Origin of the sequence: Haliea sp. (genome assembly GCF_040222615.1) — a bacterium.
In the GTDB taxonomy this organism is placed as follows: Bacteria; Pseudomonadota; Gammaproteobacteria; order Pseudomonadales; family Halieaceae; genus Haliea.
Genome location: NZ_JAVKCQ010000034.1, coordinates 1 through 26,153, shown reverse-complemented (window position 1 = coordinate 26,153; position 26,153 = coordinate 1). Strand labels below are relative to the sequence as shown.

Genomic DNA, 26,153 nt, shown 5'->3' with positions numbered 1-26,153 from the left:
ACCCCGAGCTGGTGTTCGAGCAGCCCGTGCGGGTACGCCAGGCGCCTGGCGACAGTGCCAGCCTGTATGTACTGGAGCGGGTGGGCAGGGTGTACCGGGTGCCTTTCCCGGTTGGCACCGAGAAGGAACTGGTGCTGGACATCAGCGACCAGCTCGGCGAGGTGGAAGTGGAGAATGGAGCCCTGGGCCTGGCATTTCACCCCGGGTTCGCGGATCCCGTGGGCCGGCAGTTTGCCTACCTCTTCTACACAGATACCCGGCCCGCTCAGGATCAAGTGAACCGCCTGTCGCGCTTTGATTTTGCCGCCCCGGACCCGGCTGCGCGCAGGGCAACGGAAGCCCCGCTCATGGTGCTGCAGCGTGAGGGCAGCGGTTTCCACAACGGCGGCTCGATGGAATTCGGCCCGGATGGCTACCTGTATGTCGGTGTCGGTGAGGGTGTGCACCCCCGTGACCAGGAGGCTCGCACCTCTGCCGCAGTGCTCCGCGCAGGGCTGCTGCGTCTGGACGTGGATGAGCAGCCCGACAACCTGCTGCCGGAGCCCTTCGCCTGGGGCTCCCTGCAGAATTACCGGGTACCGGCGGATAACCCCTTTGTCGAGCATCCGGGTGTCCGCGGCGAGTATTGGGCACTGGGGCTGCGCAATCCGTTTCGTTTCAGCTTTGATCCCGTCACCGGTGACCTCTGGCTGGGCGATGTCGGGTCCACGGTCTGGGAGGAAATCAATCTGATAGAGCCTGGCAAGCACTACCAGTACCCGATGGCGGAGGGGCATCACCCCACCGGTCGGACCGGCCCGGAAACGCTGGATATCCCCCAGCAGGGCCCCGTTTATGCCTATGAACACAATGCCTATGATCGCGCGGTGATTGGCGGTGTGGTCTATCGCGGTGATCGCTATCCCTCGCTGCAGGGCAAATACGTCTTTGCCGACAACTATTCCGCGAAGATCTTTGTCATGCCCGCGGATCAGCCGCGGGTCGACGATGTGGCACTGATTGCCCGCGCCCGCCAGTATGCCCAGCGGGGCGTGAGCTCAGTCGCACAGCTGGAGTCCGGGGAGATCCTGGTGACCACACTGGGCGCGGCCTCGGAACCCAGCGGCGAGGTACTGGTGCTGGTGCGTGCGGACGAAGCCGATGTGGTGGAGCGCGAGGATGCACCCGCCGTCGCCCCAGTCGACTACGATGAGCAGGCCAGTGCCGCGTCCTTTGCTGTCAACTGCGCGCGCTGCCACGGTGCTACCGGCGACGGCCAGGGTCCCGACGCGTCAATGCTGGGGGTGCCCATGCCGGACCTGACGGCCCCGCTGTATCATTTGCAGCGTTCAGCCGAGGAGATTCATGCAGTGATTGAAAAGGGCGGTGCCGCGCTGGGCATGAGCCCGCTGATGCCGCCCTGGGGCGAGTTCCTGCAACCGCAGGAGATCGACCATCTGGTGATCTACATCCAGTCCTTACCGGACAAGCATCACCGGCACTGAGGTCAGTGGCCGGGGGAGCCCATTTTCCCGGCCACGAACGCCGCCAGGGAGCCCACGGTTTCGAAGGTCTCGCCGCTGATCTCGTCGTCGTCGATCTCGCAGCCCACGGCCTCTTCAATCTGTTCGATCAGGGCCATGATCGTCATGGAATCGAACTCGGGGAACCCGCCCATCAGGAACGTGTCCTCTACCAGGGGTTCGCTGGCATTGAGATTGAGGCAGGTGCGAACCAGGTCGCGAGTGAGTTCCAGGGCTGTCATGGTAGTGGGGACTCCGGGGTAGATAAGGAGGAAGGGATAATAGCGGCAATTGGGTGGCTGTGGCCACATGGCCGGGTGTTTGCGTGTGCATATTTGGGGTTGTCTGCAACAAATAGAAACGGCCTCCGAGGAGGCCGTTTCTATTTTTCGCAAAGGCGGGGGATGGCCCCGCCTTGCTGTACTCAGCTTTGCTTGCGACGGCGGGCTGCGAAGCCCAGACCCAGCATGCCCAGACCCATCAGGCCGAGGATGGAAGGCTCGGGGATTTCGCTAACTGCGAAGCGCATCCGTATATTCAGCTCGCTGGTGCCCGGGTTGAACTCGGGAGTGAAGACCCAGATTTCCTCGCCAGTGTCGATCGCGTCTCCATTCTGGTCAACACAGGGTGAGAGCGCGCTGCAGACCAGAGTGACACCGACGATGTTGTCATCTTCGTCGCGGCTCGGTCCGGGCAGAAGATCGAACTCAAACGTGTACTTGAAACCATCGCGTACTGCGAAAATCGGATCGAAATCAAACGCAGCTACACGGTAGACATCATCGCACGCTGTACCGAGCGGCGCTGGGCTGGCCGGGCACAGTGGGTCGCCGTCTGGATCCGAGTTCAGGGTTTCCCAGAACTCGATCGTCACCTTGCTGTTCAGGTCTGACAGGAGCAGGTCAGTCTCGGCAGCGTCGGTATAGATGAACAGGTTTGCCAGGGTGTCGGCAATCCAGAGCGGGTTGGGTATGCTTGAGCCGTTAACAGACAATGTCTGGTTTTCTTGAATCAGACGGTCGATAACCCACCATTCACCTGCGTCCCAAGTGCCGTTTGCGTCAGTGGGGATGAAAGGGTTGTCAGGGTCACCCGCAATGCTGGGGCTGTCACCGGAGTCAAACGAAGTGATGGATATGGAACTGGTATTGCCGTTCAGGGGGCTACTCCAGGCCATATTGGTCTGTGTGCCCGCAGGCGCTTCAGCATCTGTAGCCCCCGAAAAAACGAGGCCGGTAAGACCGGTGCCACCCGGCAGGAACTGCGCGGTTGACGGATCCCAACCCGCGTTCTGGTCAAAATACAGTGTTGAGAAGGCAGGTGCCGCCACCGCCGAGTTACCAGCCACGGCCAAAGCGAGGAGACTCGCCGCGCCTGCTGTTTTGATCATCGTTTTCATATGAATCTCCTTGGTTAGTGCCGCTGGCTGCCCTGTGGACGACCAGTGTCTGTAGCCTTTGGCCAGTTTTACAGGCCTGGCCGCCGTCACACACGGTATAAAGCAATGCCTGTGCCATAAAAAATAAAATGAGCAATTACAAAGGGTTGTATGTTCTGGTGGCATGCCTTTCGCCCGCTGGCGGCGTCCGGTGTAAAAAATTTCGACAGTTGCTGGCGATGACCGCGGCTATCCTTTAGTATCTGTTCCAGCCAGTGCAGGATGCTTCGGTGCCAAACACTTCAGATTCACCAGTGTGGGTTCAATCCCGCAGGGGCAATGTTGTTTTATGACCCATGCCGGCGCTTTTCGCCTTGCCAACTGGCTCCATACCCAAGTCATCACTGAACCGCGAGATTTGCGGGCCATCCACCGCCTGCGCTACCGCGTTTACTGCGAGGAGAGGGCTTTCTTCTCCCCATCTGACTTCCCGGACCGGTTGGAAAGCGACGAGTTCGACGATTATTCGGTGCATTTCGCCGCTTTTGATCAGGATGGCGAGGTCGCGGCGGCGGTTCGCCTGGTGTGCCCGGTGCCGGGGCGCGGCCTCCCCTTCCAGCAGCATTGCTCCCTGTTCGACGGCATGACCCTGCCCGACCAGGCCCAGGCGGGTGAGGTGTCCCGCCTGGTGCTCAACCGGGGCTATCGTACCCCGCCGGGCGGTGGCGGCACGGGCACGGTTGTCATGGAAGTGTATCGGGCCATGTACCAGTACAGTCGCGAGCAGGGTATCCGGTATTGGTATGCCGCCATGGAGCGCCCCCTGCTGCGGATGCTGGCCCGGATCGGGGTCGTGTTCGAGCCCATTGGCCCTGAGGTGGACTACTGCGGTCCGGTTGTGCCCTATCTGCTGGACCTGGAGGAGCTGGACCGCCACCTGGCCTGGTGCAATCCCGATCTTCTACAGTGGTTGTCCTCGGCCTCTTGAATTGTGGGGAAAGCTGCCCGCTTACGCATCTTTGAGGGTTATCTTTTCGTGTTATGCTGCTTTAATAAGCACAACACACGATGGGGATGACGATGGATCGCGACGCCGCAGCATCGCTGGGAGCTTTGGCCAAGTATTTTTCGCTGCACTCCTATGGCCAGGGCAGCGGCGACGCCGAGCTCAATGACCTGTACGCCCTGCGCTACCAGATCTACTGCCTGGAATGTCATTTCCTCAACTCCGCCCGCTACCCCGACGGGCTGGAAATCGATGCCTACGACCAGCGCTCAGCCCATTTTTCCGCCACCAATGCGGAGGGGGTGGTAGCGGGTACCGCCCGGCTGGTTCTGCCGGTGGCCGGTGACCCGTTTCCTTTCTTTGACCATTGCCCGCCGTTCCCGGATTTTGTGCCACCTCCGGAGGCGGAATCCGGCGAGGTCTCGCGGCTGGCGGTCAAGCGCGAGTATCGGCGCCGCGCGGGGGACAGCCTGTGGGGGATCAACGAGTCCCATCTCAAGGGACCGTCCGCGCCGGATGAGTCTCCCCGTGGTGAAAAGCGGGTCAATGCCCCGTTGCTGGTACTGGGGCTCTATCGGCAGATCTACCGCTTCAGCTGCGAAAACGGCATTCGCTACTGGTATGCCGCCATGGAAAAGGGCCTGGCGCGGGTGCTGCGGATCTACGGCTTCGATTTCACGCCGATCGGCCCGGAGAGCGACTACTACGGGCCGGTGACCCCCTACATGGGTGATCTGCGCAAGCTGGAACGGGAGCTGGAGGCCTCCAATCCGGCGCTGATGTGGTGGTTTCGCAGCGGGCCCTGAGCTGCCGGTGGCCTGACCTGATGCCCTCCCTGAACCGTATCAAGCGCTCCCTGCTGCTGGCCATGCTGGCACGGCAAACCCCGGACAAGCTGCTGGCGCTGGCCCGCAAACGCCTGCCGCGGGTCTTTGCGCGCGCTGCCCGGCAGTCCCCGGCCTACCGGGCGCTGCTGGCGGAGGCGGGGGTAAATCCGGCGGCCTGCCGCGCGGGGGAGGATGTGCTGTCGCAGGCCCCGGTTCTGACCAAGGCGGATCTGTTCGAGCGCTTCTCCCTCGATGATTTGCTGGTAGGTGACGCGGATGCCGCCCGCCTCGGCGGCGTCCTTACCAGCTCCGGTCACGGCGGCAGCAATTTTGCCTTTGGCGTGAGTACCCGCCGGCAGCTGCAGCTGGCCCCGGACGATATCGACCTGGGCCTGCAGCAGGCCTTCGGCATCGACCAGCGCTCCACCCTGCTGGTGAACTGTCTGCCCATGGGGGTGTTTTTCACCTCCAACAGTGTTTGTGTCGCCAATGTCAGCGTACGCGAGGATATGGCGTTTGCGATCCTCAACCAGGCGGGCCCGCTGTTCGAGCAGGCGATCCTCTGTACCGACCCGCTGTTCTGCAAGCGCCTGCTGGACTATGCGGCGCAGCAGGGCTTTGACTGGTCCCGCCTGCGCATGAACGTGGTGCTGGGGGAGGAGATGTTTGCCGAGGACTATCGCAGCTACCTGGCGGCGGCCCTGGGAGTGCCGCTGGATGCGCCCGGGGGCAGCCTGATCGGCAGTTCCATGGGGGTGGGGGAGCTGGGCCTGAACCTGTTCTTCGAGACCTCCGAGACCATCGCCCTGCGCCGCGCCTGGCACCGCCGGGACCCGGATCGGGTGCTGCCTTCCTGCTTTTGCTTCAATCCCCTGCGCAGTTATGTGGAGGTGCTGGAGCCGGACGCGAACGGCGTGGGAGACCTGGTGATCACCATGCTCGATGCCCAGGCGCCGATCCCGATGATCCGCTACCGCACCGGGGACCGCGCCCGCTGGCTCACGGACGCAGACCGCGAACCGCTGGATGCCGCCGGTCGCGCGGCCCTGGCGGCGCTGCCGTTTCCCATGGTCGCGGTGCTGGGTCGGGACCGCGACCAGATTGACAGCCACTGGCACGTGGACCACTTCAAGGCCCTGCTGTACCGGCGGCCGGTGCTGGCGGACCAGCTGTCCGGCGCCTTCCGGGTGCTGCGCCACGGCGAGGGCCTGCGCCTGGACGTGCAGCTGGGGCTGGCGGCCACCCAGTCGCCGGAGGCAGTGGCGGCGGAGCTGACGGCGCTGGTCGCCGCCTCTGCGGCGCGGCGGGGGGCGCCGGTGCCGGAATTGTGCTGCTTTGCCTACGGCGAGTTCCCCCACGGCATGGGGCTGGATTACGAGCGCAAGTTTCGCTACTTTCCGGGGTCCGGGTGAGCCTCGCGGCCCTGCTGATGCCGCTGTTGCTGGCCCTGCGGAATCTGCGCCGGCAATTTCGTCGCAGCCTGACGGCCCTGCTGTCCATAGGTTTCGGGGTGACCGCGCTGCTGGTGGCGCTGGGCTTCAACGAGGCCATGTTCGAGGAGTTCCGCGAGGCCACCATCCGCTCCCAGTACGGCCATCTGCAGGTATCCCGGCCTGGCTTCCAGGACCGGGGGCGCAGTGACCCCTGGGCCTATCTGCTGCCGGCAGAGCTGGCGCTGGATCCGGCCCTGCTGCCGGCCGGTGCGACAGTGGCCCCGCGGTTGTTGTTGAACGGCCTGGTCAGTTTTGGCGAGGTGACATTGCCCTTCATGAGCGAGGGTATCGACCCGGCGCTGGACATGGTCGATGACCGCTCCCTGCGCATCGAGCAGGGTCGGCGGCTGGCCCCGGGTGGCGGGCGTCAGGTGGTGCTGGGTGAGGGCCTGGCTGCGCAACTGGAGGTCGCAGTGGGGCAGTCGGTGGTGCTGCTGGCCACTACCCCGGACGGGCAGCTGGGCGCGGCGGAGGCGGAGGTGGTCGGCATCTTCAGCTCCTTCAGCCAGGAATTCGACGATGCCGCCCTGCTGATGCCCATCGCTCTTGCCCGCGGCCTGGTGCAGGTGGACGGCGCCCACGCCTGGCTGGTGTTCCTGGAAGACACCCGCGACACCGACGCCGCCCTGGCCCCGGTGCGGGCGGCCCTGCCTGCGGCTGACTACGATGTCCAGCCCTGGCATGCCCTGGCGGAGTTCTATGCCCGCGCCTCGGCCCTGTTCCAGCAGCAGCTGGACCTGGTCAAGGGCATCGTGGTGTTCATCATCCTGCTGGGCATTGGCAATACCATGATGATGAGCGTGCTGGAACGCACCGGGGAGATCGGCACGGTGATGGCGCTGGGTAACAAGCGGGCCTCGGTGCTGCGCGGCTTCCTGATTGAGGGCGCGCTGCTGGGCCTGCTGGGTGCGGTGCTGGGCGTGCTGGTGGCCCTGGGGCTGGGCCAGTTGCTGGCGCTGGCGCAGATCGAGATGCCGCCGCCTCCCACCTTCTCCCGCAGCTACCACGCCGGCCTGCTGATCACCCCCGGGATGCTGCTGGAGACCGTGCTTATCGCCTGCATCACCACCACGCTGGCCTCCCTCTACCCCGCCTGGCGCGCTTCGCGCATGGTGATTGTGGATGCAATCCGCCATGCGCGCTGAGGTCGCTGCCCATGCGTGAGCTGGTTCGCCTGGCAGCCCGCAATGTCCGGCGTCATCGGGGCCGCTCGTTGATGACCCTGCTGGGCATCGCCTTTGGCGTGGTCGCGCTGATCCTCGCTGGCGGCTTTATCAAGGACACCATCGACGAACTCGGCGAGTCCATGATCCGTTCCCAGTCCGGCCATCTGCAGGTCAGCCGCGCAGGCTATCGGGAGGAGGGCGGCCGCGACCCGGCGGCGTTCCTGATTCGTGAGCCGGAGCCCCTGCGGGCCGAGCTGGCGGCACTGCCGGCGGTAGAGGAAGTCATGCTGCGCAGTGCCTTTGCGGGCCTGTTGAACAACGGTCGCACGGACTGGGCGATCATCGGCGAGGGGGTCGAGCCCGCCGCCGAGGCGCGCCTGGGCACCTATATCAATATCTCGGAGGGTCGCCAGCTGGCGGAATCGGACCCCTTCGGCATGCTGCTGGGGGCGGGGGTGGCCCAGGCCCTGAAGCTGGCGCCCGGCGACTGGGTCAATCTGCTGGCGAATACCACCGACGGCGCGGTCAACGTGCTGGAGTTCGAGGTGGTGGGTATCTTCCAGACCTTCTCCAAGGACTACGACGCCCGCGCCGTGCGCATCCCCCTGGCTGCCGCCCAGGAGCTGCTGGGGGACAGCGGCGTTCATCTGGCAGTGCTGCACCTGCAGCGCACGGACGCTACCGCCGGGGTCAAACACGCGGCGGAGGCCACCCTGGCCGGGCGCGGCTTCGAGGTGCTGGACTGGCAGCGCCTGAACCCCTTCTACCGGCAGACGGTGGAGCTGTACCAGCAGCAGTTCGGTTTCCTGGTGTTGGTGATCCTGCTGATGGTGACCCTGAGCGTGGGCAACACCATCAATATGAATGTCTACGAGCGCGCCGCGGAGTTCGGCACCATGCAGGCCTGCGGCGCTCCACGGCGGGAGATCTTCCGTCTGATCCTGCTGGAAAGTGCCCTGCTGGGGTTGGCGGGGGGCGCAGTTGGCGTGGTCGTTGGCAACGGCCTGGCGCTGCTGATTTCATGGGTCGGCATCCCCATGCCGCCACCGCCCAACTCGGACATCGCCTACATCGCCCTGATCCGCCTGGCCTGGTGGATTACCGGGGTCGCCTTCCTGATTGGCGTGCTGGCGCCCCTCGTCGCCGCCCTGCGGCCCGCGCGGCGGGCGGCGAGGGCGGATATCGCGGAGTCATTGCGGCAGGCGGTATAGCCGCTCCGGGAAGGTTATCTGCCGCTGTTTCCTGTCAGGATTTTTTACACACGGTGAGGTCGCGCAACTTTCAGCGTTAATTTTTTCCAGATAAAACAACATGTTATATAAGTTGGCTCAAAGGTTGCTCGAGATATCAGTACGAATTTTCACTTGCAGGATAAGCAGACAATGAATGTGATCAAATCGGTAGTGGCTGGCGTAGCGTTGCTCGGGTCCTCCGTGGCGTTTTCAGCGCCGATCGTGTGGGGCGGCGCCCAGAACACAGCGGGTGCACTGGATGTGGTGGTGAGCGGCAGTCTGGTCGAGGCGTTCAATGCCGGGTCCAGCAACACCGGTTCGGTAACCGTAAACAGCGTCACCTTTACCAACACGGGAGCCCTGCTTCCCCAGTCCACCAACACCAACCCGCTGAACGGCTCGTCGTCCGGCGACGCCAGTTACAATCAGCTTCTCGGCAGCTTCGACTTCGGCGGCGGGACTGTGACCTCCCTGAGTATCGGCGGCGGCAATCTGCAAACCGGTCTGGATTACATCGTCCAGGTCTGGTACACGGATCTCCGCAGCTGCTGCTCCGGCCGTATCATGACGTTTGGCGACGGGCTGGGCAGTAACGTCAACCTGAATGCCACAGGGGGTGGCCTTGGGCAGTTCGCCGTGGGGCAATTCACCGCGGACGCTGCTTCGCAGACCCTTTCGCTGGCCAGCAACAATTTTGGCAATGCGCATATCACCGCCTATCAGGTGCGGGAGCTGGAAAGTGTTTCCCAGGTGCCCGTGCCCGGGCCCCTGCTGCTCATCGGTCTGGGCCTCGTACTGATCGGCGCTCGCCGCAGCCTGCGCGCGTAGCCTGGTTTAGCCGGGCAGGTTCCGGGGGCCATTGTGGCCCCCAAGCCCCAAGCCCCAAGCCCCAAGCTTGCCGCTACGGCCTCATCTCTTTTTATAGCCAGACTTTCCACAGACCCGGCGTCTTCGCATATCCGGCAATCGCCGCAACCTCCCCGCTGTTTTTTGTCAGTAATCTTTACAGGCGCTGCAGCCATTGTCGTTGCGACTCCAGTCGATCTTTCTTAACACTCTGATTTATATGAAAAATAAATATTCAGGCAAAATTTTTGCATGTTTCTCATGCGGGACTTAATTCAAGGGGAAATGCAATGAAAAATAATCTGATTCGAAATATTCTCGGCTCTGCGCTGTTGTTATCTGCGTCGGCGCTGTCAATGGCCTCGCCCATCGTCATCAATTTCGATGTTGACGGCCTCGGCAACCCGATCGCGGGGAATACACCTATCACCGATCAGTATGCCAGCCTGGGCGTCTTGTTCGAGGGTCTTGAAGACGATGTCCTGGTGGATATCAACGCGGCACCGGATCCTGACGGCGTGACAGCGCCCAGTAGCCCCAACGTGCTCACAAACTGCTCCGATGCAAATGTCGCTTGCCCGGGCAACCGCGCCGACATCGTGAGCATCTTCTTTGACATGCCGGTTTTCAACATCAGCTTGCAGCTGGATTCTCTCGGCGGACAGGCTGTCACATTCAACCTTTACGACGCCGCTGACGCCCTGCTCGAAACGCTGACCATCAGCTCGGGCGGCAGTGTATTCATACCGGTTGCTTTCACCGCCAGCGATGTGCGTCGCGTAGATGGCTTGCAGCCTAATGATGGCTGGGCGTGGGCAATGGATGACTTGACCTTCAGCGCTGCGGACTCAACGCCGGTTCCGGTTCCTTCGACGCTGTTGCTCCTCGGGCTTGGCCTGCTGGGTCTTGGCGTGCGGGGGCGTCGCAACGTCTAGCCGCGATTTGGCAACAGCTGCCCGGGGTTCTCCTGGCGAAGTGGCGAGCTGCATCAAGCCATTTCTGCCAGGCGCCCCGGGGCACAATTGCAAATAGAGCTGCGCTGCACCAATACAGGGCTGGCTCTACCGTCACAACCTCCGCAAATACTGCTGGGTAAACATCCGCTCAGGCAGCTCCTTCAGCGCCATCGTGGTGTACTCCAGCACTGAGTAGTCGCCCTCTTTCAAAGCATCTTCGATAACCAGTCGGGTCGGGCGCGTACGTCCGGCCAGTTCCTGGAAGTTGTCGTAGCGGCTGGTCTTCAGCAGGCGCCCGGAGACAGCGTAGAACTCCGCCTTGAGCGGTCGGTCATCTGCCACCGCGACCCAGTAGCGCACGCTGGAGTAGGTGACGCCGCGACCCGCGGCAGTCAAATCCAGTATCCACGCCTCCTCGCCATCCACCTGTTCTGTCCCCGCGAGTTCCGCTGTGTAGTCGCCGGCGAAGTTGGCCCGGGCCAGGTCGCCATTCGCTACCTGGCCGGTCAGCCGCTGGGACAGTGACAGGCGCACCGGCTGCGACACCGTGGGCATGAAGATCCACAGGTCGCGGCCGCGCATCAGCAGGGCCTGGCCGCGCTCCGAGGCGGGGGATTCGGTGAGTACGATGGTGTTCTCGTTGCCCCGGGACATCACCTTGTATTCCCGTACATCCCCCGGCTCTCCGTCGCTGTAGTTGGTGACGGTAACCAGGGTTTCGAAGCTCTCCCTCGGGAAGCGTATGGCGTCCGCGCGCTGCACCAGCGCGGTGGCATCCACCGCTGCCGCAGCCGCCTTGTCGGTGTCGTCCGCAGCCGCCCCCCACGCTGTTCCGGCACCCAGCAAGGCCGCCAGCAGTACCCCCCCCAAAATGGTCAAATCGAAGGTATTCTCGGGAAATGGCTTGATCATGGGTATATCCTGTGGCGAAGACCAACAACATTCTGGCGCTGCACGATGGCGATTGTAAAGGTAGAACACGTCTGCAAACGGTATCCCCTGGGTGAGCAGGTGGTCGATGCCCTGCGCGACGTTTCCCTGGAGATCGACGCGGGCTCCTTCCTGGCAATCGCCGGGCCCTCCGGTAGCGGCAAGTCGACCCTGCTCAACATCATCGGCTGCATCGACAATCCCAGCGAGGGCCGGGTATTCATTGATGGCCACGATGTCTCCGGCAAGACGCCGGATCAGCTGGCGGACGTGCGCGCCCGCACCCTCGGCTTCATCTTCCAGAATTTCAACCTGCTGCCGGTACTGTCGGCTCGGGAGAACGTCGATTACCCCCTGCTGCAGTTGCCGGAGCTCAGCCGCGCCGAGCGCCGGGAGCGGGTCAATCACTACCTGGAGTTGGTCGGCCTCAGTCGCTACGCCAGTCACCGCCCCAATCAGCTGTCCGGCGGCCAGCGTCAGCGGGTGGCGATCGCCCGCGCCCTGGCCACACATTCCCGCGTAGTGCTGGCGGACGAGCCAACCGCCAATCTGGATCGGGACACCGGTCGCGGTATTCTGGAATTGATGCAACGCATTAACCGCACCGCCGGCACCACGTTTATTTTCTCCACCCACGACCAGCATGTGATGGACATGGCGGATCGCCTGGTACACATGGAAGACGGGCGGATACGGGCGCTGGAAACCAATCCTGCGGCCGCCGGGCTGGCTGGAGCCGCGCAGTGAAACCCCGGCGCTTCTGCTGCCTGGGCGCCTTGCGTTCGCTGCTGCTGGCGCTGTTGCTGGTACTGCCGGCGGCGCCGGCGCTGGCGGTGATCGATGCGGAACTGAGGGTCGGCCGCGAGCCCGGCCGGACCCGGCTGGTGGTGGATCTCAGCGCGCCGGCTGCCTACCACGTGTTCAGCCTCCGTGACCCGGAGCGGGTGGTGATCGACCTCTGGGATACCCGGCTGGCCGGCCCGGTGCCGCCGGACCTGTTCGCGGCTACTCCTGTGGCCCGGCTGCGCACCGGTTTGCGGGAGGAGACCGGCCTGCGGCTGGTGCTCGACCTGGCCCGGCAGGACCTGCGCCGGGAGACCTTCGTGCTTGATCCCAATGGCAGCGGGGGAGGGTATCGCCTGGTGGTGGACCTCTACCACGGTGACGCTGAGCCCGACCCGGTGACAGCCGCGCCTGCCGCCCCCGCCGCGGAGCCTGCGACAGGCCGGGTTGGCAGCAGGGAACCCGTGCGCTCCGTGTCCCGCCCGGCCCGGCCTGCACCCGCTCCCGGGCCGGCTGCGCTGCCCGAGGGTGAGCCGGTACCGGCGGTCAGCGACCTCCACCTGGGAGGCTACGGCGAGTTGGCGGCAGCCTGGAACACCGCCGATCCCGAGCACTGGTCGAAGCTGCGGGCGCGGCTGGAACTGGGGCTGACCGGGCGCCTGGACTGGGGCGCACGCTTCAAGCTGGCGGGCCGGATGGAGGGCGACGGCGCCTACAGCGTGGAGGACGACTTCTATCCCTCTGCGGTGCGCCGCGACCAGCGCAGTGATTTCACCGTGCGCGAGGCCTACCTGGACTTTGGCGCCGGCGCCTGGGAGTACCGTCTCGGGCGCCAGCACGTGGTCTGGGGGGAAATGGTGGGCCTGTTCCTGGCGGATGTGGTCTCCGCCCGCGATACCCGCGAATTCTTCCTGGAGGAATTCGAGACCATGCGCATTCCCCAGTGGGCCGTGCGCGCCGAGCGTTTCGCTGGTGACGCGCACCTGGAGCTGCTGTGGGTGCCGCACCCCAGCTACGATGAGATCGGCCAGCCCGGAGCCGACTTTTACCCCTTTCCCGTTCCCGTGGGCACCCCGGTGCGTGAAATCACCCCCAGCCGCAGCAAGCTGTCCAACCACGGCCTTGGCGGCCGGTTTTCCTACCTGGTGGACGGCTGGGATCTGAGCGGCTTCTACTACCAGAGTACGGATGTGGCGCCGACGCTGTACCGCACCGACGCCGGGCTGGAGCTGCGTCACGACCGCATCCGCCAGGCGGGCGCCACCTTTTCCAAGGACTGGCTCGACTTCGTGCTCAAGGGGGAGGCGGTGTACACCAGCGGGCGCCGCTTCCTGTCGCTGGATCCCGCGGCGTCTTTTGGCCTGCAGGACAGTGACGCCGTGGACTATGTGCTGGGGGTCATGGTTCCCCGCGGCGACTGGCGCTTCGACGCCCAATTGTACGGCCGCCATGTCTTCGACCACGACCGCGACATGGGTTTCGACGCCGATGAGACCGGCTTGACCCTGCTGCTGAACCGCCGTTTCGGCGACCGTTTCGAGGCCGAAGTGCTGTACCTGACGGGGCTCAACCGCAGTGACTGGTCCCTGCAGTCCAGTGTCACCTGGAACCTCACCCAGGACTGGCGCCTGCAGTTCGGGGCAGACCTTTTTGGCGGCAGCGAGATCGGCCTGTTCGGCCAGTACGATGACAGCGACCGCGTATTCCTGGAGCTCCGTCGCTGGTTCTAGGCTCAATTTGTGAACTACGCACGATCTACATCTTGGCCCCAACGCCAGTCTGGCCTAAAGTGTTGTGTTACTCCATTAGAACAAGAGGCCTCAAATGCCAACCTTCTCCGGCCGCAAGCTCTGGCTACCCATTGCAATCAGCCTGGCGCTGGCGGGTTGCTCCAAACCGCTGTCCCATGATGAGTTGCTTGCCCGCGCCTCGGAGGCGTTTGCCGAGGGCAGGCTGAACGCTGCGGAAATCGACGCCAAGACCGCGCTGCAGCAGAATACCCGCAGCGCCGAGGGTCGAAGGCTGCTGGGAGAAGTATTCCTGCGCCAGCGGTCACTCGCCGAGGCCGCGGTGGAGTTCGAGAAATCCCTGGATGCCGCCCCCGACCCCGCGGTTGCGGTGCTTTACGCTGAGGCCCTGCTGGGAGCCGGCGAGGCGCAGAAGCTGGTCGATTTGAACGAGGATGCCGGCTTTGCCTATGTAGCCGATGATCCCGCCTGGCTGGCGCTGGTGGCACGAGCCCAGGCACAATCAGGCGATAGCTTTACCGCCGCGGATACGCTGTCGCGGGCCCTGCAACTGGCGCCCGAGCATCCACAGGTGCGCCTCTCCCAGGCCTTTGTCTCTGCCCGCCACGCGGGCGAGGTGGCAGACGCCGAGGCGATCCTCAAGGCCCTGACCGAAAGCCACCCGGAGTTCGAGGAGGCCTGGAGCCTGTACGGCAGTTTCAAGCAGTCCCGGGGCGATTTCGCCGCCGCGGAGCAGGCGTTTGCGACGGTCAGCGCGCTGAATCCGTTTCGCCTTAATGACCGGCTCGGCCTTGTCGCCACGCTGGTGGAGCAGGGCAAGCACAGCGAGGCCGGCAAGGAGCTGGAAAAGCTCGAGAAGGTCATTCCCGATCACCCGGGAGTAAACTATGCCCAGGCGCGTATCATGTTGGAGGGCGGCAATGTCGACGGCTCCCTGCAGGAGCTGGCCAAGGTCCTGAATGTGGCGCCGGATCACCTGCCGAGCATCTATCTGGCAGCCAATGCCAACTTCCGCGAAGGCAACCTGGCCACGGCGGAAGCCCACCTGACACGTTTTCTGGCTTCGCAGCCCAACAATATCAATGCCCGCCAGATGCTGGCCGCGGTACACCTGCAAATGGGTGAACCGGAACGGGCCGAAACCCTTGCCCGCCGCCTGTTGGAGGAATTGCCCATGAACGTGCCGACGATGAACCTGCTGGCGCTGGCCCTGACAGCCCAGGGGATGCACGGCGCCAGTGCCGAGGTATACCAGCAAATGGCCGGCGTCACCCCCGATTCCGCCCCCGTGCAGATGGAGCTGGGTACGGCCCTGGTACGTGCCGGCGATATCGGCCCCGGGGTGGCGGCGCTGGAAGCCGCGCGCAAGCTGGACCCGGAGAACCCGGAGATCAGCTCCCGCCTGGTGCGGGCGCATGCCGCCGACGGCGACCCGGAGGCCGCTCAGGCGGAGCTGGAAGCGCTGCGGGCCAGTGCCCCCGACAGTCCCCTGCCCGGCCTGCTGGGCGCCCAGCTGGCGCTGGAGGCCAGTGACCGCGCTGGCGCTGCCGAGCAGTTCCGCCAGGTACTCGCCGTGGACCCGGGCAACACCAATGCCCGGCAGGGACTGGCGGCCCTGGCCATGCAGGACGATGACTCGGCCGCCGCGCTGGATATTCTCAATGAAGGGCTTGCGGCGCAGCCGGATGATCTCCAGTCCATGCTGAATCTGGCGGCGGTGCATGAGCGGCGCGGCGAGACCGAGGAGATGGTCAAGGCGCTGGAGAAGGCGGCGGCTGCGCACCCCGGCGCGCTGGAGCCGCGATTGATGCTGGGGCGCTACCATTTCCAGCAGCAGCGCCCCGGGGAAGCGGTGCGCCTGCTGACCGAAGTGCGGGAGGCCCACAACGGTGACCCGCGCCTGCACCAGCTGCTGGTTGGCGCCTTCATAGCGGTGGATCAGCCGGGTGCCGCGGTCAACGCCGGCCGTCGGCTGGTGGAGCTGCTGCCCGAGAACGCCCGGGCCCTGCGCCTGGCAGCCCAGGCCGAGCGTGCCAACGGCGACTTGCCGGCGGCGGAGAGCACGTTGCGCAAGGCATTGGAGCTGCAGTCCGATGATGTTGATAGCCGCAAAATGCTGGTTGAGGTGTTGTTGCAGCAGAACAAGCTGGCGGAAACCAGCGAACAGCTGGCCCAGCTGCCAGAGGGCGTGGTGGCACCCGCCCAGCTCGACCTGGCGCGCGGTCGCCTGGCGCTGACCCAGGGTGACTTCGCCGCCGCCGAGGAATTGCTGCGCAAGGCCCATGGTGCCGAGCCCGGCAGCAACTCCCTGCTGTTCCTGACCACTGCCCTGTGGCAGCAGGGCAAACAGGAGGACGCCTGGCGTCTGCTGGAGAGCTGGCTTGAGCAAAACCCGGAAGACCAGCTGATACTGAACCAGCTGGGGCCCCTGTATCTGTCCCAGGGCCGGGACAGCGACGCGGTCAGGGTATTCGAGACCCTGCATCGTATCGCGCCGGATGACGTGGTGACACTCAACAACCTGGCCTGGTCCCTGCGCCAGTCGGACCCGCAGCGGGCGCTGGGCCTTGTGCGCGAGGCACTGGTGGCAGCGCCGGATACGCCGGCAATCCAGGACACCCAGGCGATGATCCTGCTGGAGCTCGGCAACCATGATGAGGCGCTGGCGGTGAGCCAGCGAACTCTCGATGTCGAACCACAGAATACCCAGTTTCGCTTTCACCGCGCCCGCATCCTGGCGGGTGCGGGTGACAAGGCGGCGGCGGTGACATTGTTGCAGCAACTGGTGAATGGCCCGGCGTTTCCCGAGCAGGCGCAAGCCCGGGAGCTGCTGGCAGAGCTGCGGAACTAGCAGCCCTGGTCTGGAGTGTCGCGGAAGGACTTCATGCAGCGCGCGGGGCCGGCTGGTGGATCGGTCAAACGTGACCGTGGTCGCAATTCACGAGTCGCGGGGTGGTCAGGCCCCGTTTTTCCTGAAACACTGTGAGCGGTGTCAGCTATTTTTACACCGGGATTGTGGATACAGGTCCGTTGCTGCGAGAGGATTGATGGAAAAGCTCGCTAAAACAATGGCTTGTGTTGGAAGGCACAAAAATTGCATTCACTGTCTTCAGGCGATGGTTTGCCGAGGGCAAGAGAGTTACTCATGAAAAAGACAACCGACAAGCAGGCGCAGGAATCAGAATCAGGGAGGCAGGAGCACGGCACCGGCAGCTCCGATAGCCAGCTTTCGCGCCGTCGTTTCACCGGCGCTGGTCTTGCGGCGCCGGTCATCCTGTCGTTGGCAAGTCGGCCTGCGTTCGGGGCTGTGTGCACGCCGTCCGGTTTTGTGTCCTATGCGCCGAATAATCCCTCCGGGCTGCGTCGGCATGAGGCCGCTTGTGGCGGCTTCAGCCCGGGTGCATGGAAGACTCCGGATTCGGGCAATGGTGATGGCAGCCGGGCCCAGTGGCTGCCGTTTGCTCCGAATCCCCGGCAGGGAGGTAATTCCAGCCCGGGAAATTCGGGCAGGAACAAGAACAAAAAGTCGGGAGGTGGGGACGCCTTTACCGACCCCCCGGGGACCCTTTTCTTCGATGTGTTCGGTGTCAATGACCATTTTGGCACCCTGCATGACGTTTTACTCGACCGTCCGGGGTCACTTGAATTCCACGTCGTTGCAGCCCTGCTCAACTCGACCACCATCCCCGGATACATGGCTACCGATGACGTGATCGGTCTTTACCTGGCTACAATCTACGGCTACCCGTCCTACACGACAGTGAAGGGTGGCGTCATCCCGCTGGCAGGCTTCGATCTCAAGGCATTTATTGAACAGACCTATCACTGATTGCTCGTGACTTCTGCCGCTTCCCTGTGGCAGCCATGTGCCGCCGACGATCTTGTCACGCACCGCTTTCCCGAGGGTGTCGCGGTATTCAGTGCCCGGGACAAATCGACCGCCTACCTCCCAGACCCTGCAGGCGAAGTGTTTGCGCTGCTGCTCCGTGAGCCGCACGGGCTGGCGGGAACCGAAATTCTGCAGCACCTGGCCGCGACAGCGACGCCCGGCAAGGAGTGCTCTGCGGTCAGTCTGGAGGAGCTGCAGGCAGTTCTGCTGGCGCTTGAACAGCAACTTCTGATCCGCACCAGCGGATGAGGGTGGGAGAGCTACCCGCGCCGGAGTTTGCTGCGCAGCTGGGTGGAGAGGGTGTTGTGTTTCGCGCCGGACGATTTTCGGTTCGATTGTTGTCTCCCCTTGCCAGTGTTGCGGAGGGCGTTCACAGCCTGTATGCGGACAGCGACACTTTGGCCCCGGCCTTTGCCGATTTTACCGTACGCGTGCAGCCGGCCTCGGGTCTGCGTCGCTGGTATCGGCCGCAGGCGCTGTTTTCACTCAACGGCGCACTGCCTTTCGCACCGTTGCCGCTGGCGCACGCGTATCCTCTGCTGGAATGGGGCCTGAACTGGTGTGTCAGCACCCATTGCCACCAATATCTGATTGTCCATGCCGCAGTGGTGGAGAAGCACGGTCAGGCGCTGATCCTGCCTGGAACCCCCGGTGCCGGCAAGAGCACCCTCTGCGCGCTCCTGACGGGCCGCGGCGGCTGGCGTCTGCTGTCCGACGAGCTGGCCCTGATTGATCTCGCCAGTGGCTTGCTGCACCCCAATCCGCGCCCCATCAGCCTGAAGAATGCTTCGATCGGGATCGTGCAGCGGACGGTGGCAGATGCGGTTCTGAGCCCCGCCGTTGCAGACACGCTCAAGGGCACAGTGGCGCACATGCGGCCACCACCGGGCAGTATGGTCCGGGTCCTTGAGCCGGCTGTGCCCGCCCTGATTGTGTTTCCCCGGTTTATCGACGGCGTCGAGGGAAAACTTGCTCCTCTGCCGAGGGGGGAAGCTTTCATGCGCATGGCGGACAATTCCTTCAACTATTCCATCCTCGGTGCTGAAGCCTTTCGGGTGCTGGCGGCGCTGGTGGATCAAAGCCGCTGTTTCGATTTTCCGAATGGGGGCGATGCCGCAGAGGCAATTGCCACCATGGATGCTCTGGTGCAGTCGTGATTGGATCGCAGGACAACCTGAATTTCCCTTTGCGGGAGGTGCTGCTGTATCCGGCCACCGCCGCCGCGTATGATCTCGGGCGGTGGGATTTGCTTTTGCAACAGGCGCGTGGGGCGGGTCTGCTGGCCCGGGTGGCCGCGGTGCTGCGGGATGCCGGACTCGATGATCGGATTCCGCCTGAGATGCGCTGGCACCTGGACAGCGCCTTTACCGTCTATCGCGCGCACAGTGAGGATGTCCGGCTGGAGGTGGAGCACATCGCACGAGCGTTGAAGCCCGCGGGCGTGCGCCCGGTCCTGCTGAAGGGGGCTGCCTACCTTGCCGCCGGCGATCGGGCGCGGCTCGGGCGACTGTACAGCGATGTGGACATTTTTGTGCCGCACGACAGCATTGATACCGTCGAGCAGCTACTCCGCTGGCAGGGTTGGTCTGGCGAGGAACTGAGTGACTATGACCAGGCCTACTACCGCCGCTGGATGCACGAAATCCCGCCGTTGATCCACCGCTCCCGGGGCATCGCCGTGGATGTGCACCACAATCTTCTGCCGTTGACTTCGCGGGTGAAACTCGATGCCGAAGCATTGGCGGCGGGTATTACCCCTTCCGAATTCCCGGGGGTCGACGTCCTCGCGCCCACCGACAGGGTGCTGCACAGCGCCGCACATCTGCTGCTGGAAGGTGAGTTCGACAATGCTTTTCGAGATCTGTCCGACCTGTATCTACTGTTGACCGAGCTCAGTGCCGCTGACCCCGGTTTCTGGGACGCGCTCCTGGCGCGCTCCCGCGAACTCGGCTTGCACCGAATCCTGTACTACGCCTTGCGCTATCTGGCACGGTTGCTGGATTTGGCGGTGCCGCCGGATATTACCGCCGGATTGCAGTCCGCGGCGCCAGTGGCGCCTGTTCGCTGGGTCATGGATCGACTGTTTACGAGTGCTTTGTTGCCGATTTCGGTAGCGGCGCCGGGAGTCTGGCCCGGGTTTGCCAGGTTCGCGCTGTACCTGCGCTCACACTACCTCAAAATGCCCCTGCCGCTGCTCGCACGGCACCTTTGGCACAAGGCGGTGATCACGCCTTTTGAGTACCGCCAGACGGACCCGGTCTAGCGCTGGCCGCACTGCTTGTGGCTGCAGTCGGCCGGGTGCGGTGTCAGGTTTTGCGCTCTGCTGCCAGCGCATGAAGCTTGGCAAAACAGCCTGCCGCCAGCAGGGCAATGCCGGCCAGCAACCACATGCGGAGCTCAGTACCCAGCAGGTAGAACTGGCCACCCAGACGCAGAACGACTGCCAGCGTGCAAACCAGGACACCGGCTGTGCCGGTTGCGGTCCCGATGTTGTCAATCAATTGATTCATTGCTTCAGCCACTCCCTGTTGATCCCGCGGATACTCCGTTGAGTATCGGCCGCCACTACCCGGAAGGCAAGCAGCCGGCGCGGCCCGTGTGGTCTTCACCGGGCCTGGTAGCCGGGCCGCGCCGGTCCGCCGCGAGCGGACGCTGCGAGCGTCTCCAGAGTCACTGTTGCAGAGCATGGAGCTGCTGTCGGGATTTTTTACACGACTTGTTACTTGGCGGGAGTTGGGTGGGGAGGTTTTTGTTCTTTAGTTATTGATAAATAACAATAATTTAAAAGTTGGTGTCATTGTTGCTAGTGTTAAAGAGATAATCCCTTTTCCAGGAATGCATTGATGAACACATTTGGGTCCAGATTCGCCGCCAAGCAGATTACCGGCTTTGCTTTCGGGGTAGCCTGCCTGCTGTCAGCCACCAGCGCCAGTGCCAGCCTGATCGGCGTAAAAACGATAGAGATAAGCAACAGCATTAGTCAGTGGCTTCAGGTGGCGGAGTTCCAGGCGTTCGATCTCGGCGGGACCAATGTCGCGCTTGGTGCTACGGCAACGTCTTCAACGAGCTGGAATGGATTCTCCACTCCGGGTAAGGCGATCGACGATAACACTGACGGCAATTTCTGGAACCAAAGCGTGTTTCATGATGGCGTCATAGGGGATACCCTCAAGATCACTTTTTCGAGTGCGGTTGACCTGAGCAGCATCACAATCTTTGGCCGCACGGACTGCTGCTCAGATCGTGATGTGTACAACCTGAACTTTCTCGACGCTACTGGCGCGTCTATCTCCAGAATTGACGCGCTTGACGCCAGGGGCAACAATCCGGCTTCCTTTCAGTTCCCTGTCGCTTCCGTGCCCGAGCCGGGCATGCTCGGCCTGCTGGGCCTGGGGTTGACAGCACTTGCGTTCCTGCGTCGTCGGCGCAGCGTCTAGTCTCCTTCAGTCTTGTTGCTATGGCCCGGGAGCGGCAGTTCTGACGCTTTCCGGGCAGGCGACCTCAGAGTCCTGCCCCGCATTGGTTCACAACGCGGATTGTTACTCCACCAGCACCCCCACCCGGTACTCCTCAATCATCGCCCAGGCGGCCGGGGAGTGGTCGCGGCCATAGCCCTTGGTGCGCATGCCCTCGGTCGCTTCCTTGCCACACCATTGCTCCAGGACAAACGCCGGGGTGGGGTGCTTCGGCACATAGGCGCTGATATCGTAAACGATGCCTTCAACGGCCATCCAGCAGTTATCCAGCGTCGCGTGCTGGGCGACTTGCTCCAGGGTGTAGCCGGGCGCAGCGTCCGCTTTGGTGGTGTCTGCTGCGGCAGCAGCGGTTTCCCCGGGCCCCATGGCGTGCAGGGTGGCGATGGTGGCAACGCTGGACCAGAAGGCCACGAAAGTGGCAAACACGACTTTCTTCATAACAGCTCAAACTCCTCGGAATGAATGTGGTCGGCGCTGACGCCGGCCCTGTAGACATGATCCCTGACCAGCTGGTTCAGCGCCAGCGGGCCGCAGATATAGACCTCGCGGCGGGCGAGGTCGGGGCAGGCCGTGCCCAGAAAGGGCGCCGTTACCGGGCCCTCCTGGAAGAAATAATGGAAGGTCAGGGCAAAGCCCGGAATCTCTGCCGCCAGCTGCCGCAGTTCCCCGGCATAGACCGCCCGACTCTCGTCCTGGACGGCGTAGACGAGGTGGATATCGCCGCCCTCGCCAAGAGCTCGCAGATGGCGCATACGGGCCAGGAAAGGGGTAATGCCGACGCCCCCGGCGACCCACAGCTCCGCTGTGCGCGCCTTTGAGTCGGGCGGGAAGAAGCAACCGTAGGGCCCCTCCACGGTAACCGGCGTGCCGACGGGAATGGTCTGGATCGCGCGGCTGGCATCCCCCAGTGCCTTGATGGCGATGCGCAGCTCAGGCTCCAGCGGCGAGGAGGAGAGGGTGTAGGGGTGCTCTTCCCGGTGGCCCGCCGCAAGGCCGGTGTCAAAGGGGGTCAGGTAGACGAAATTGCCGGCGGAGTAGCGCAGGTGGTCACGGTCCGGTTTCAGGCTGAGCTCTGCGACCCCGTCGGCCACCGTGTCCACCCGGGTGACAGTGTAGGGCAGGCGGCCAATACGGCGCGAGAACACCAGGCGCCAGCCGACGGCGCCGACGCCGAGCAGGGCAAACAGCGACCAGATGATGGTGTCTGTTGGCCCCGGCATGGTGCGGCTGAGCAGGAAGGTATGAATCAGCGCCAGGATGACGGCGGGCCCGGCCAGCGAATGCAGCCGTTTCCAGCGCTCGTATTTGGGCGCGCCGAAGAAGGCAAAACTGGGGGCCAGGAACACCATCATCAATAGCAGCGCCAGCCAGCCGGCCCAGGTGGCCCGGTCCGACAGCGGCGGAAACAGGGTACCGAAGGCGAGTCCCTGGCCCCAGGCCGAGGCGGCAAAGGCCAGCAGCAGCGGGTGCACGAGCAGCAGCAGCAGGGAACCGGCGCCCAGCAGGTGATGGGTGCGCCAGAGCTTGGTAAGACCGCCAAAGGGGAGGTCGACGCCCGGCACCCGGGCACTCAGGGCCGCTGCCAGCAGCAGCAGGGCGAGACCGACGACCCCGGCCAGTCGCCCCAGCAGATTGAGGACGGCGCTCGCCGAGGTGAAGTCCGGCGCCCCCAGGCCAGCCGCGAAAAAACCGACCGGCAGCAGTGCCATCGACCAGATCAGGGCGTGAGCGGTGCGGGGCTTGAGGGCTATGGTGTACTCCTTGCCGGGCTGGGGCGATGGGCGGTCAGGTCCCTATTGTAGCCTGAGATTGCGGCGTTGGGAGACCGGAACCGGCCCTTTACGAGCGACGAAAAAACTGCAGCAGGCGTTGCCAGAGTGATGTTGCGGCTGGCCTGGGTGGCGGGGGGCGTCGATGGGACTCGGGCACGCCGTGTTCCGCGTACCACTGCTCCCACTCATGGGGTGTCAGGGTCTTGGGTATGTAGTCGGGATCGGTGTGCTCCAGGGCGTGGGCCTGAAGCGAAGTGTCGCCCTCCGGTTCGCCGTCTGCAGTCGCGCCGGAGTCGGTCGGAGCCGGCCGGTTCAGGGCTTCGCGGATCTTGCGTTGCTGAGGTGTTTCCATCGGATGGTCACGTCGCCTGGGTCAGGGAAATGTCCCTTTAGTGTAGCAAACCCGACTCGAAAGCCCCCGGAGGCACTGTTGCGCCGGTGCGGGGCTTGTCTTACTTGTGGCCCTGGGGTTCCGCGCCTACCATTTGGGCCATGCAGCCCGAGGTCCCGTCAGCGCTCCGCAAGATCATCCATATAGACATGGATGCGTTCTTTGCCAGTGTCGAGCAGCGGGACAACCCCGGGCTGCGCGGCAAGCCGGTGGCGGTCGGCGGCTCCGCCCGGCGCGGCGTGGTGGCGGCTGCCAGCTACGAAGCGCGGGTGTTCGGGGTGCGCTCGGCCATGCCCTCGGTGACGGCGAAGCGGCGCTGCCCGCAGCTGGTGTTCGTGCAGCCGCGCTTCGACGTGTACAAGTCGGTGTCACAACAGATCCGCGAGGTATTCGCGCGCTACACAGACCTGATTGAGCCGCTGTCGCTGGACGAAGCCTATCTCGACGTCAGCCGCGACAAACAGGGTGTGGGGAGTGCGATCCGGGTGGCGCAGCGCATCCGCCAGGAGATATTGGCGGAGACCGGTCTCACCGCCAGCGCGGGGATCAGCTATAACAAGTTCCTGGCCAAGATCGCCTCCGACCAGAACAAGCCCAACGGCCAGTTCGTGGTGCTGCCGCGGGACGCCGCAGCGTTTATCGCCGCGCTGCCTGCGCGCCGATTCTACGGCGTTGGTCCGCGCACGGCCGAGCGTATGGCCGGGCTGGGTATCCACACCGGCGCCGACCTGCGGGCGCAGAGCCTGGGGTTCTTGCAGCAGCACTTCGGCAAGTCCGCGGAGTACCTGTATCGCGCCAGCCGCGGTGAGGACGAGCGGCCGGTGCGGCCCGACCGCCAGCGCAAGTCCATCGGCGGCGAGCGCACCTACGCCCGGGACCTGCAGCAGGATACGGAGCTGGTGGCGGCCCTGGACGAAATTATTGATATAGTCTGGGAGCGCATTGTCCGCCAGGCCGCCACCGGCCGCACCCTGACCCTGAAAATGAAGTACGCAGATTTCCAGCAGATTACCCGCGCTCGCTCGCTGGAAACGCCGATTGTTGACCGGGCAAGCTTCGCGAATCTGGCGCACGCCATCCTGGGCAGCCTGCTGCCGGTGCCCCGAGGAGTGCGGCTGTTGGGGCTGTCGCTGTCGGGCCTGGAGGCGCCAACGGTCGACGCGGGAGCTGCAAGCGCGGTGGCCGAACCGGGGCCGGCGCAGTACCCCCTGGCGTTCTAGTGCTGAATGTCGTGCTCCGGCGCGCAGCCTGGCGTATGTGCAGGAAATGCCACTGGTCGACACCGTTGTCTGAATCGCCTGTCTAGTCCCCGCAGTTGCGCAAATTCATCGGCATGCTGTGATGAAATGACCGCATGTGTTCTCCCGCGCGCAGGGTGGCCGCATTTGATGAATCGCGACTCTTGGGGTTTTGCTGTGGTGCGGCTAATATACTGTATATAAATACAGTATCGGAGGCTTTGTCATGGGTATGCCAGCGATTGTCGAGGATTGGCCCCAGCGGCTAAATGGGGCGCAGCTGGGGCAGGCGATCACGCTCCTCTCGGCACAAATCAATGCTGCGAATCACCGCCTGCTGCGGCTGATCGCCGAGTTCGATCGTTCTGGTTGTTGGCGCGAGCAAGGCACCATGCGTTCCTGTGCCCACTGGCTGGTGGCCCACTGCGGCATCACCCTGGGCGCTGCGCGGGAGAAGGTGCGGGTGGCGCGCCAGCTGACCATGCTACCGGAGGTCAATGAAGCCTTTTCCGAGGGCAACCTCTCCTACTCCAAGGTGCGCGCAATCACCCGCGTGGCCACCCCGGAGAACGAGGGCTTTATGGTGCACCTGGCGCAGCAGAACAGCGCCGGGCATCTGGAAAGGCTGGTGAGCCGGTATGAACCCGTCGCGGAGCCCGGGCTGGAAGGCTTGCTGGACTGCGGGTCGGGGCAGCTAGCCGCGGGCGGGGGTTCAGACGCGGCGGCTGCCGGCGCTTCGGAGGAGGCCGCTGTCGGCGGTGTTTTGGATGATACCGCTGCGGGTAATTCAGCTGCGGGTGACGGCCCGCCGGCACTGGATGCCGAAGCCATACGCGAACTGGCCCGCGAGCTCTACTGGTTCCAGGATGAGGACGGCATGTGGATTATCCACGCCAAATTGCCGCCGGAGCAGGGGCTGCTGGTGATGAAGGCCCTGCAGGCGGTGGCCCGACCGCTGGAGGAGGAGCGCCAGGACGAGTGGAAGGCCCGGCAGCAGGCGCGCATGCGCGCGGTGGCACGGAAGCTTCTGCAACGCGGGGGTGCAGCGCCAGACGCGGTTGCGGATGGCGCGTCGGGGCAAGCTGATCGGGGTGTGGGCACAGCAGACCGGCAGCAGCAGGCTGATCGGGGTTCAGAAAGCAGCGTCCGCGAAGCCCTGCCGGACCATCTTGCCTATGCGCGGGCGGAGGAAAAAATTTCCGCGGAGACGTTTTCGCAGCACATGAATCATATCCGCGCCGATGCGCTGGTGGCCATGGTGGAGCACTTTCTGGCCACCGGGCCGGACTATCGGGGTCTGCAGGCCCTGAAAGGAGCGGAGCGCTGCCAGGTGGTGCTGCACGTGGATGTGAATACCCTGCGCCACCAGCGCTCGGGCCTGTGTTGTACCCACGGGCGGGCACACTTTGAGGACAAACCGTGGCTGTCGCCGGCCACCGCCCGGCGGATCAGTTGCGATGCCTCGCTGGTGACGGTGCTGGAGGATGATGCCGGCAAGGTGCTGAACGTGGGCAGGAAGT

25 protein-coding genes are annotated in these 26,153 nt (G+C 64.1%); 18 read left to right on the top strand and 7 right to left on the bottom strand.

What is annotated here, in order from left to right; all coding sequences use genetic code 11:
- The coding region (locus tag RJQ10_RS03580) for a PQQ-dependent sugar dehydrogenase (RefSeq protein WP_350143707.1) at window positions 1-1,484 on the top strand (1,484 nt) is incomplete at its 5' end.
- 2 nt (window positions 1,485-1,486) lie between these two features.
- On the opposite strand, the gene RJQ10_RS03575 is transcribed toward RJQ10_RS03580, so the two are convergent.
- Complete coding sequence (locus RJQ10_RS03575) at window positions 1,487-1,744, bottom strand: acyl carrier protein (RefSeq protein WP_350143705.1); 258 nt, start codon at window positions 1,742-1,744, stop codon at window positions 1,487-1,489.
- A 182-nt stretch (window positions 1,745-1,926) separates the two neighbouring features.
- Window positions 1,927-2,901 carry a PEP-CTERM sorting domain-containing protein gene (locus RJQ10_RS03570; protein WP_350143703.1) on the bottom strand — a complete coding sequence of 325 codons (975 nt, stop codon included), beginning with the start codon at window positions 2,899-2,901 and terminating at the stop codon, window positions 1,927-1,929.
- 328 nt (window positions 2,902-3,229) lie between these two features.
- Here RJQ10_RS03570 and RJQ10_RS03565 point away from each other — a divergent pair, with 328 nt between their 5' ends.
- From RJQ10_RS03565 to RJQ10_RS03535, 7 genes are all read left to right on the top strand, one after another.
- A complete protein-coding gene (locus RJQ10_RS03565) occupies window positions 3,230-3,868 on the top strand; it encodes a GNAT family N-acyltransferase (protein ID WP_350143701.1) in 639 nt (212 codons plus the stop codon).
- Window positions 3,869-3,960: 92 nt separating this feature from the next.
- Window positions 3,961-4,692 (top strand): PEP-CTERM/exosortase system-associated acyltransferase, encoded by a 732-nt coding sequence (locus tag RJQ10_RS03560; protein ID WP_350143699.1) that lies wholly within the window; start codon window positions 3,961-3,963, stop codon window positions 4,690-4,692.
- A gap of 20 nt (window positions 4,693-4,712) precedes the next feature.
- Complete coding sequence (locus RJQ10_RS03555) at window positions 4,713-6,125, top strand: phenylacetate--CoA ligase family protein (RefSeq protein ID WP_350143697.1); 1,413 nt, start codon at window positions 4,713-4,715, stop codon at window positions 6,123-6,125.
- Window positions 6,122-7,351, top strand: a complete 1,230-nt coding sequence (locus tag RJQ10_RS03550; RefSeq protein WP_350143695.1) for an ABC transporter permease — start codon at window positions 6,122-6,124, stop codon at window positions 7,349-7,351. Before RJQ10_RS03555 ends, RJQ10_RS03550 begins: the two co-directional genes overlap by 4 nt.
- An 11-nt stretch (window positions 7,352-7,362) precedes the next feature.
- The gene (locus RJQ10_RS03545; protein WP_350143693.1) at window positions 7,363-8,583 is read left to right on the top strand and encodes an ABC transporter permease; all 1,221 of its coding nucleotides are present in this window, start codon (window positions 7,363-7,365) and stop codon (window positions 8,581-8,583) included.
- A 171-nt stretch (window positions 8,584-8,754) separates the two neighbouring features.
- Window positions 8,755-9,432, top strand: a complete 678-nt coding sequence (locus tag RJQ10_RS03540; RefSeq protein WP_350143691.1) for a hypothetical protein — start codon at window positions 8,755-8,757, stop codon at window positions 9,430-9,432.
- 308 nt (window positions 9,433-9,740) lie between these two features.
- Window positions 9,741-10,385: a PEP-CTERM sorting domain-containing protein gene (locus RJQ10_RS03535; protein WP_350143689.1), complete on the top strand. Its 645-nt coding sequence runs from the start codon at window positions 9,741-9,743 to the stop codon at window positions 10,383-10,385.
- Window positions 10,386-10,517: 132 nt separating this feature from the next.
- On the opposite strand, the gene RJQ10_RS03530 is transcribed toward RJQ10_RS03535, so the two are convergent.
- Window positions 10,518-11,318 carry an outer membrane lipoprotein-sorting protein gene (locus RJQ10_RS03530; RefSeq protein WP_350143687.1) on the bottom strand — a complete coding sequence of 267 codons (801 nt, stop codon included), beginning with the start codon at window positions 11,316-11,318 and terminating at the stop codon, window positions 10,518-10,520.
- A gap of 45 nt (window positions 11,319-11,363) precedes the next feature.
- Here RJQ10_RS03530 and RJQ10_RS03525 point away from each other — a divergent pair, with 45 nt between their 5' ends.
- The 7 genes from RJQ10_RS03525 to RJQ10_RS03495 all read left to right on the top strand — a co-directional run bounded on the left by RJQ10_RS03525 (window position 11,364) and on the right by RJQ10_RS03495 (window position 20,019).
- Complete coding sequence (locus RJQ10_RS03525) at window positions 11,364-12,083, top strand: ABC transporter ATP-binding protein (protein WP_350143685.1); 720 nt, start codon at window positions 11,364-11,366, stop codon at window positions 12,081-12,083.
- Window positions 12,080-13,849 carry a DUF1302 family protein gene (locus tag RJQ10_RS03520; protein WP_350143683.1) on the top strand — a complete coding sequence of 590 codons (1,770 nt, stop codon included), beginning with the start codon at window positions 12,080-12,082 and terminating at the stop codon, window positions 13,847-13,849. Before RJQ10_RS03525 ends, RJQ10_RS03520 begins: the two co-directional genes overlap by 4 nt.
- Before the next feature lie 94 nt (window positions 13,850-13,943).
- A complete protein-coding gene (gene prsT / locus RJQ10_RS03515) occupies window positions 13,944-16,718 on the top strand; it encodes an XrtA/PEP-CTERM system TPR-repeat protein PrsT (RefSeq protein ID WP_350143681.1) in 2,775 nt (924 codons plus the stop codon).
- Window positions 16,719-17,012: 294 nt separating this feature from the next.
- Complete coding sequence (locus RJQ10_RS03510; protein WP_350143680.1) at window positions 17,013-17,696, top strand: hypothetical protein; 684 nt, start codon at window positions 17,013-17,015, stop codon at window positions 17,694-17,696.
- Between the two features lie 6 nt (window positions 17,697-17,702).
- Window positions 17,703-18,005, top strand: a complete 303-nt coding sequence (locus RJQ10_RS03505; RefSeq protein ID WP_350143678.1) for a hypothetical protein — start codon at window positions 17,703-17,705, stop codon at window positions 18,003-18,005.
- Window positions 18,006-18,007: 2 nt separating this feature from the next.
- Entirely contained in the window at window positions 18,008-18,913 is a 906-nt protein-coding gene (locus RJQ10_RS03500) for an HprK-related kinase A (protein ID WP_350143676.1), read from the top strand.
- On the top strand, window positions 18,910-20,019 hold the full coding sequence (locus tag RJQ10_RS03495) for a nucleotidyltransferase domain-containing protein (RefSeq protein WP_350143674.1): 1,110 nt from the start codon (window positions 18,910-18,912) through the stop codon (window positions 20,017-20,019). The genes RJQ10_RS03500 and RJQ10_RS03495 overlap by 4 nt, the downstream gene beginning before the upstream one ends.
- A 43-nt stretch (window positions 20,020-20,062) precedes the next feature.
- Here RJQ10_RS03495 and RJQ10_RS03490 read toward each other — a convergent pair whose 3' ends face one another.
- Window positions 20,063-20,266: a hypothetical protein gene (locus RJQ10_RS03490; RefSeq protein WP_350143673.1), complete on the bottom strand. Its 204-nt coding sequence runs from the start codon at window positions 20,264-20,266 to the stop codon at window positions 20,063-20,065.
- Between the two features lie 333 nt (window positions 20,267-20,599).
- On the opposite strand from RJQ10_RS03490, the gene RJQ10_RS03485 reads away from it, so the two are divergent.
- Entirely contained in the window at window positions 20,600-21,193 is a 594-nt protein-coding gene (locus tag RJQ10_RS03485; RefSeq protein WP_350143671.1) for a PEP-CTERM sorting domain-containing protein, read from the top strand.
- A 102-nt stretch (window positions 21,194-21,295) separates the two neighbouring features.
- Here RJQ10_RS03485 and RJQ10_RS03480 read toward each other — a convergent pair whose 3' ends face one another.
- The 3 genes from RJQ10_RS03480 to RJQ10_RS03470 all read right to left on the bottom strand — a co-directional run bounded on the left by RJQ10_RS03480 (window position 21,296) and on the right by RJQ10_RS03470 (window position 23,356).
- A complete protein-coding gene (locus tag RJQ10_RS03480) occupies window positions 21,296-21,670 on the bottom strand; it encodes a cytochrome b5 domain-containing protein (protein ID WP_350143669.1) in 375 nt (124 codons plus the stop codon).
- Window positions 21,667-22,941 (bottom strand): ferredoxin reductase family protein, encoded by a 1,275-nt coding sequence (locus RJQ10_RS03475; RefSeq protein WP_350143667.1) that lies wholly within the window; start codon window positions 22,939-22,941, stop codon window positions 21,667-21,669. Before RJQ10_RS03475 ends, RJQ10_RS03480 begins: the two co-directional genes overlap by 4 nt.
- A 130-nt stretch (window positions 22,942-23,071) precedes the next feature.
- Window positions 23,072-23,356 carry a hypothetical protein gene (locus RJQ10_RS03470; protein ID WP_350143665.1) on the bottom strand — a complete coding sequence of 95 codons (285 nt, stop codon included), beginning with the start codon at window positions 23,354-23,356 and terminating at the stop codon, window positions 23,072-23,074.
- Window positions 23,357-23,451: 95 nt separating this feature from the next.
- Between RJQ10_RS03470 and dinB the strand changes: the two genes are divergently transcribed.
- Both dinB and RJQ10_RS03460 read left to right on the top strand, forming a co-directional pair.
- Entirely contained in the window at window positions 23,452-24,615 is a 1,164-nt protein-coding gene (gene dinB, locus RJQ10_RS03465; protein WP_350143663.1) for a DNA polymerase IV, read from the top strand.
- A 244-nt stretch (window positions 24,616-24,859) separates the two neighbouring features.
- On the top strand, window positions 24,860-26,153 hold a 1,294-nt coding region (locus RJQ10_RS03460), incomplete at its 3' end, for a DUF222 domain-containing protein (protein WP_350143661.1).

Coding starts and splice junctions, on each gene's coding strand:
- RJQ10_RS03575 (WP_350143705.1), bottom strand. CDS start 1,744: ATGACAGCCCTGGAACTCACTCGCGACCTGGTTCGCACCTGCCTCAAT.
- RJQ10_RS03570 (WP_350143703.1), bottom strand. CDS start 2,901: ATGAAAACGATGATCAAAACAGCAGGCGCGGCGAGTCTCCTCGCTTTG.
- RJQ10_RS03565 (WP_350143701.1), top strand. CDS start 3,230: ATGACCCATGCCGGCGCTTTTCGCCTTGCCAACTGGCTCCATACCCAA.
- RJQ10_RS03560 (WP_350143699.1), top strand. CDS start 3,961: ATGGATCGCGACGCCGCAGCATCGCTGGGAGCTTTGGCCAAGTATTTT.
- RJQ10_RS03555 (WP_350143697.1), top strand. CDS start 4,713: ATGCCCTCCCTGAACCGTATCAAGCGCTCCCTGCTGCTGGCCATGCTG.
- RJQ10_RS03545 (WP_350143693.1), top strand. CDS start 7,363: ATGCGTGAGCTGGTTCGCCTGGCAGCCCGCAATGTCCGGCGTCATCGG.
- RJQ10_RS03540 (WP_350143691.1), top strand. CDS start 8,755: ATGAATGTGATCAAATCGGTAGTGGCTGGCGTAGCGTTGCTCGGGTCC.
- RJQ10_RS03535 (WP_350143689.1), top strand. CDS start 9,741: ATGAAAAATAATCTGATTCGAAATATTCTCGGCTCTGCGCTGTTGTTA.
- RJQ10_RS03530 (WP_350143687.1), bottom strand. CDS start 11,318: ATGATCAAGCCATTTCCCGAGAATACCTTCGATTTGACCATTTTGGGG.
- RJQ10_RS03525 (WP_350143685.1), top strand. CDS start 11,364: ATGGCGATTGTAAAGGTAGAACACGTCTGCAAACGGTATCCCCTGGGT.
- prsT (WP_350143681.1), top strand. CDS start 13,944: ATGCCAACCTTCTCCGGCCGCAAGCTCTGGCTACCCATTGCAATCAGC.
- RJQ10_RS03510 (WP_350143680.1), top strand. CDS start 17,013: ATGAAAAAGACAACCGACAAGCAGGCGCAGGAATCAGAATCAGGGAGG.
- RJQ10_RS03490 (WP_350143673.1), bottom strand. CDS start 20,266: ATGAATCAATTGATTGACAACATCGGGACCGCAACCGGCACAGCCGGT.
- RJQ10_RS03485 (WP_350143671.1), top strand. CDS start 20,600: ATGAACACATTTGGGTCCAGATTCGCCGCCAAGCAGATTACCGGCTTT.
- RJQ10_RS03480 (WP_350143669.1), bottom strand. CDS start 21,670: ATGAAGAAAGTCGTGTTTGCCACTTTCGTGGCCTTCTGGTCCAGCGTT.
- RJQ10_RS03475 (WP_350143667.1), bottom strand. CDS start 22,941: ATGGCACTGCTGCCGGTCGGTTTTTTCGCGGCTGGCCTGGGGGCGCCG.
- RJQ10_RS03470 (WP_350143665.1), bottom strand. CDS start 23,356: ATGGAAACACCTCAGCAACGCAAGATCCGCGAAGCCCTGAACCGGCCG.